Source organism: Micromonospora phytophila (assembly GCF_023656545.1).
GTDB lineage: Bacteria > Actinomycetota > Actinomycetes > Mycobacteriales > Micromonosporaceae > Micromonospora > Micromonospora phytophila.
In genome coordinates this window covers 1-4,877 of sequence record NZ_JAMOKF010000368.1, presented here as the reverse complement: position 1 = coordinate 4,877, position 4,877 = coordinate 1, and the positions used below count along the sequence as shown (strand labels likewise).

The following is a 4,877-nucleotide window of genomic DNA, read 5'->3' as shown; positions in this document are numbered from 1 at the left end:
GTGGGGAGCGCTTTCCCGCTGCCCTGTGCATACTTGCGCGGTTGATGTTGAGAGGCGGGTGCGCCCGCCGGCTGCTGCGCGAGGTGGTTCTGGTGGTCGACAAGACGGTGGCGCGGCGGGCGGCGGCGACCGGCAGCACCGCGGCGATGGCCGACCCGGGGCTGCGGCAGCTGCTCGCGGGGCTGACCGCGGTGCGGGACGGTGACTTCGGCACCCGGTTGCCGGAGGACGCCGACGGACTGCTGGGCGAGATCGCGACGGTCTTCAACGGCATGGTGGACCAGCTGTCGCTGTTCACCTCCGAGGTGACCCGGGTGGCCCGGGAGGTGGGCACCGAGGGGCAGTTGGGCGGTCAGGCCGAGGTCCCCGGGGTGTCGGGCACCTGGAAGGACCTGACCGACTCGGTCAACGCCATGGCCGGCAACCTCACCGACCAGGTCCGCGACATCGCCGAGGTGGCCACGGCCGTGGCCCGGGGCGACCTGTCGCAGAAGATCACCGTCGACGTGCGGGGCGAGATCCTGGAGCTGAAGGTCACCATCAACACCATGGTGGACCAGCTGTCGTCGTTCGCCGACGAGGTGACCCGGGTGGCCCGGGAGGTGGGCAGCGAGGGCCGCCTCGGCGGTCAGGCCGAGGTGCCCGGCGTGGCCGGCACCTGGCGGGACCTGACCGACTCGGTGAACTTCATGGCCGGCAACCTGACCAGCCAGGTCCGCAACATCGCCCAGGTCACCACGGCCGTGGCCCGGGGCGACCTGTCGCAGAAGATCACCGTCGACGCCCGCGGCGAGATCCTGGAACTCAAGAGCACCATCAACACCATGGTGGACCAGCTGTCGTCGTTCGCCGACGAGGTGACCCGGGTGGCCCGGGAGGTCGGCACCGACGGGCGGCTCGGCGGGCAGGCCCAGGTCAGCGGCGTCGCCGGCACCTGGCGGGACCTGACCGACTCGGTGAACTCCATGGCGGTCAACCTGACCGACCAGGTGCGCAGCATCGCCCAGGTGGCCACCGCGGTGGCCCGGGGCGACCTGTCGCAGAAGATCACCGTCACCGCGCACGGCGAGATCCTGGAGCTGAAGAACACCATCAACACCATGGTGGACCAGCTGTCGTCGTTCGCCGACGAGGTGACCCGGGTGGCCCGGGAGGTCGGCACCGAGGGCCGGCTCGGCGGCCAGGCCGACGTCAAGGGCGTCTCCGGCACCTGGAAGGACCTCACCGAGTCGGTCAACGTCATGGCGGACAACCTCACCGCCCAGGTCCGCAGCATCGCCGAGGTCACCACCGCGGTGGCCAAGGGCGACCTGACGCAGAAGATCCGCGTCGACGCCCGCGGTGAGATCCTGGCGCTCAAGGAGACCATCAACACGATGGTCGACCAGCTCTCCGCGTTCGCCGACGAGGTGACCCGGGTGGCCCGCGAGGTGGGCACCGAGGGCCGCCTCGGCGGCCAGGCCCGGGTGCTCAACGTCGGCGGCACCTGGAAGGACCTCACCGACAACGTCAACGAGATGGCCAACAACCTGACCAACCAGGTCCGCTCCATCGCGCTCGTCGCCACGGCGGTGGCCCAGGGCGACCTGAGCCGCAAGATCACCGTCGAGGCGAAGGGCGAGGTGGCGGTGCTCGCCCAGACCATCAACACGATGGTCGACACCCTGGGCGCCTTCGCCGACGAGGTGACCCGGGTGGCCCGCGAGGTGGGCACCGAGGGCCGGCTCGGCGGCCAGGCCCGGGTGCCGAACGTGGCCGGCACCTGGAAGGACCTGACCGACAACGTCAACTCGATGGCGAACAACCTGACCGGCCAGGTGCGCAACATCGCCCAGGTCACCACGGCGGTGGCGCAGGGCGACCTGACCAGGAAGATCGACGTCGACGCGCGCGGTGAGATCCTGGAGCTGAAGACCACCATAAACACGATGGTGGACCAGCTGTCGTCGTTCGCCGCCGAGGTCACCCGGGTCGCCCGGGAGGTCGGCAGCGAGGGCCGCCTCGGCGGCCAGGCCGAGGTCGAGGGCGTCTCCGGCACCTGGAAGCGGCTCACCGAGAACGTCAACGAGCTGGCCGGCAACCTCACCCGCCAGGTGCGGGCCATCGCCGAGGTGACCAGCGCGGTGGCCACCGGCGACCTGACCCGCTCCATCACCGTGGACGCCCCCGGGGAGGTCGGCGAGCTCAAGGACAACATCAACTCGATGGTGGAGTCGCTGCGCGAGACCACCCGCACCAACCAGGAACAGGACTGGCTCAAGACCAACCTGGCCCGCATCTCCGGGCTGATGCAGGGCCACCGGGACCTGGACGTGGTCGCCGGCCTGGTGATGAACGAGCTGGCGCCGCTGGTCTCCGCTCAACTCGGCACGTTCCTGCTGGTCGACGACAGCACCGGCGGCACCGCCCTGCGGGTGGTCGGCGGGTACGGGCACGACACCTCCGGTCGCCGGTACACCCTGGGTGACTCCCTCGTCGGGCAGGCGGCGGTGAGCAAGCGGGCGATCGTGGTCGACGCGGTGCCGGCCGACTACGTCACCGTCTCCTCCAGCCTCGGCGCCGCCGCCCCGCTGCACCTGGTGGTGCTGCCCATCCTCTTCGAGGACCAGGTGCTCGGGGTCATCGAGCTGGCCAGCATGGGCCGCTTCACCGAGGTGCAGCGCGACTTCCTCGACCAGCTCACCGAGACCATCGGCGTGAACGTCAACACCATCGTGGCCAACGCCCGTACCGACGTGCTGCTCACCGAGTCGCAGCGCCTCGCCGCCGAGCTCCAGGCCCGCTCGGAGGAGTTGCAGGCCCGCTCGGAGGAGTTGCAGCGCTCCAACGCCGAGCTGGAGGACAAGGCGGCGCTGCTGGTCCGCCAGAACCACGACATCGAGACCAAGAACTCCGAGATCGAGCAGGCGCGGCAGGAGCTGGAGGCGCGCGCCCAGCAACTCGCGCTCGCCTCGAAGTACAAGTCCGAGTTCCTCGCCAACATGAGCCACGAGCTGCGTACGCCGTTGAACTCGCTGCTCATCCTCGCCCAGCTGCTGGCCCAGAACCCGAACCGGAACCTCACCGCCAAACAGGTCGAGTACGCCACCGTCATCCACTCGGCCGGCACCGACCTGCTGCAGCTCATCAACGACATCCTCGACCTGTCCAAGGTGGAGGCCGGGAAGATGGACATCAACCCGGAGACCTTCGAGCTGTCCGCGTTGCGTGACTACGTCGACGCCACCTTCCGGCCGCTGACCACGCCGCGCGGCCTGGAGCTGGAGATCACCACCGGTCCGGACGTGCCGACCGAGCTGCACACCGACGAGCAGCGCCTGCGGCAGGTGCTGCGCAACCTGGTCTCCAACGCGGTCAAGTTCACCGAGAAGGGGCGGGTGCAGCTGCGCATCGAGCGGGCCCGGCCGGCGGAGCTGCCGGACGGCTTCGACCCGGGCGACGGCGTCGTCGCCTTCCGGGTCATCGACACCGGCATCGGCATCGCCGAGCAGCACCTGACCGCCATCTTCGACGCCTTCCAGCAGGCCGACGGCACCACCAGCCGGCGCTACGGCGGCACCGGCCTCGGGCTGTCCATCAGCCGGGAGATCGCTCACCTGCTCGGCGGGTGGATCGAGGCGCACAGCGTGCTCGGCCGGGGCAGCACCTTCACCCTCTACCTGCCCATCGGCGCCGTTCCGGTCGGGGCCGGTGCGGAGGCGTCCGGCGGCGCCGGGGCCCTGCCGTGGGCGGCCCCGGCGGCGTTGCCGCCGGCCGTCACCCTCCAGCCGGGCGAGGTCCGCCGGATGCTGGTGCTGGAGCGGCACGACAAGGGGCTGCTCACGGTGCTCGCCCAAGGCGTGGCGGCCGACCTGGGCGGGGCGCATCCGCCGGTGGAGATCTCCACCGCGGTGGACGTCGCCTCGGCCGTCGAGGCGCTGGCCGCCGGCCGGTACCACGTCCTGGTGCTCCACCTCGACCTGCCCGACGACGGCGGGACGGCGCTGCTGAAGACGCTGCACGACGACCCGGCGCTGCGCGGGGTGCCCGTGCTGGCGTACCGCGGGCACCCGCTGGCGCCCGGGCAGGACGCCCTGTTGCAGGCGTTGGCCCACGAGCGCCCGCTGGAGATCCTGCGCAGCCTGGACGACCTGCGCGAGCGCATCGCCCTGCACCTGACGGTGGTCACCCCGGAGCGGGTGCTGCCGTTCGCCCCGGTGGTGCCCGAGGTCCGGCCGGCGCTCGACGCGCTCCCCGGTGACCTCGCCGGGCGCAAGGTCCTGGTGGTGGACGACGACGCCCGCAACGTCTTCGCCCTCACCAACATCCTGGAGCTGCACGGCCTCGACGTGGTCTACGCGGAGAACGGCCGGCAGGGCATCGAGACGCTGATGCGCCACGACGACATCGACCTGGTCCTGATGGACGTGATGATGCCGGAGATGGACGGCTACGCGGCGACCGCGGCGATCCGCGCCATGCCCCGCTACGCCGACCTGCCGATCATCGCGGTGACCGCCAAGGCGATGCACGGCGACCGGGAGAAGAGCATCTCCTCCGGGGCCAGCGACTACGTCACCAAGCCGGTGGACGCCACCGACCTGTTGCAGTGCATCCACCGCTGGCTCAACGGCTGACCCGCCCACACCCCCTGCCCGCCGGCCGGCCGAGGGGCGGCCGGCGGGCCGGGGAACCAGGACCGCGCGCCGGACCGGGTCAGCCGCCGGGCGGGGTTGTGCCGTCGAAGGTCGCCCGGTCCAGGAAGAGCAGCCGGGCCCGCTTCTCCGGCAGCTCGATCAGCGGCCCGGCGACGAAACCGCTCCGCAGCAGCCGGGCGATCGCCCGGTCGTTGCGCGCGTCCGGCTCGGCCACGATCCGCCGGCGGCGCGGGTCGGTGA

At 71.4% G+C, this 4,877-nt stretch carries 2 protein-coding genes; one reads left to right on the top strand and one right to left on the bottom strand.

Features of this window, described 5'->3' with window-relative positions:
• Positions 1 to 44 precede the first annotated feature (44 nt).
• Positions 45 to 4,616, top strand: coding sequence for a HAMP domain-containing hybrid sensor histidine kinase/response regulator (locus NCC78_RS27520; RefSeq protein WP_250798118.1), 4,572 nt, complete (start codon positions 45 to 47; stop codon positions 4,614 to 4,616).
• A gap of 79 nt (positions 4,617 to 4,695) precedes the next feature.
• Here NCC78_RS27520 and NCC78_RS27515 read toward each other — a convergent pair.
• The coding region (locus tag NCC78_RS27515; RefSeq protein WP_250798117.1) for a GNAT family N-acetyltransferase at positions 4,696 to 4,877 on the bottom strand (182 nt) is incomplete at its 5' end.

Bases quoted from the DNA above. Each gene is read 5' to 3' on its own strand.
- NCC78_RS27520 (WP_250798118.1), top strand. From the start codon at position 45: ATGTTGAGAGGCGGGTGCGCCCGCCGGCTGCTGCGCGAGGTGGTTCTG.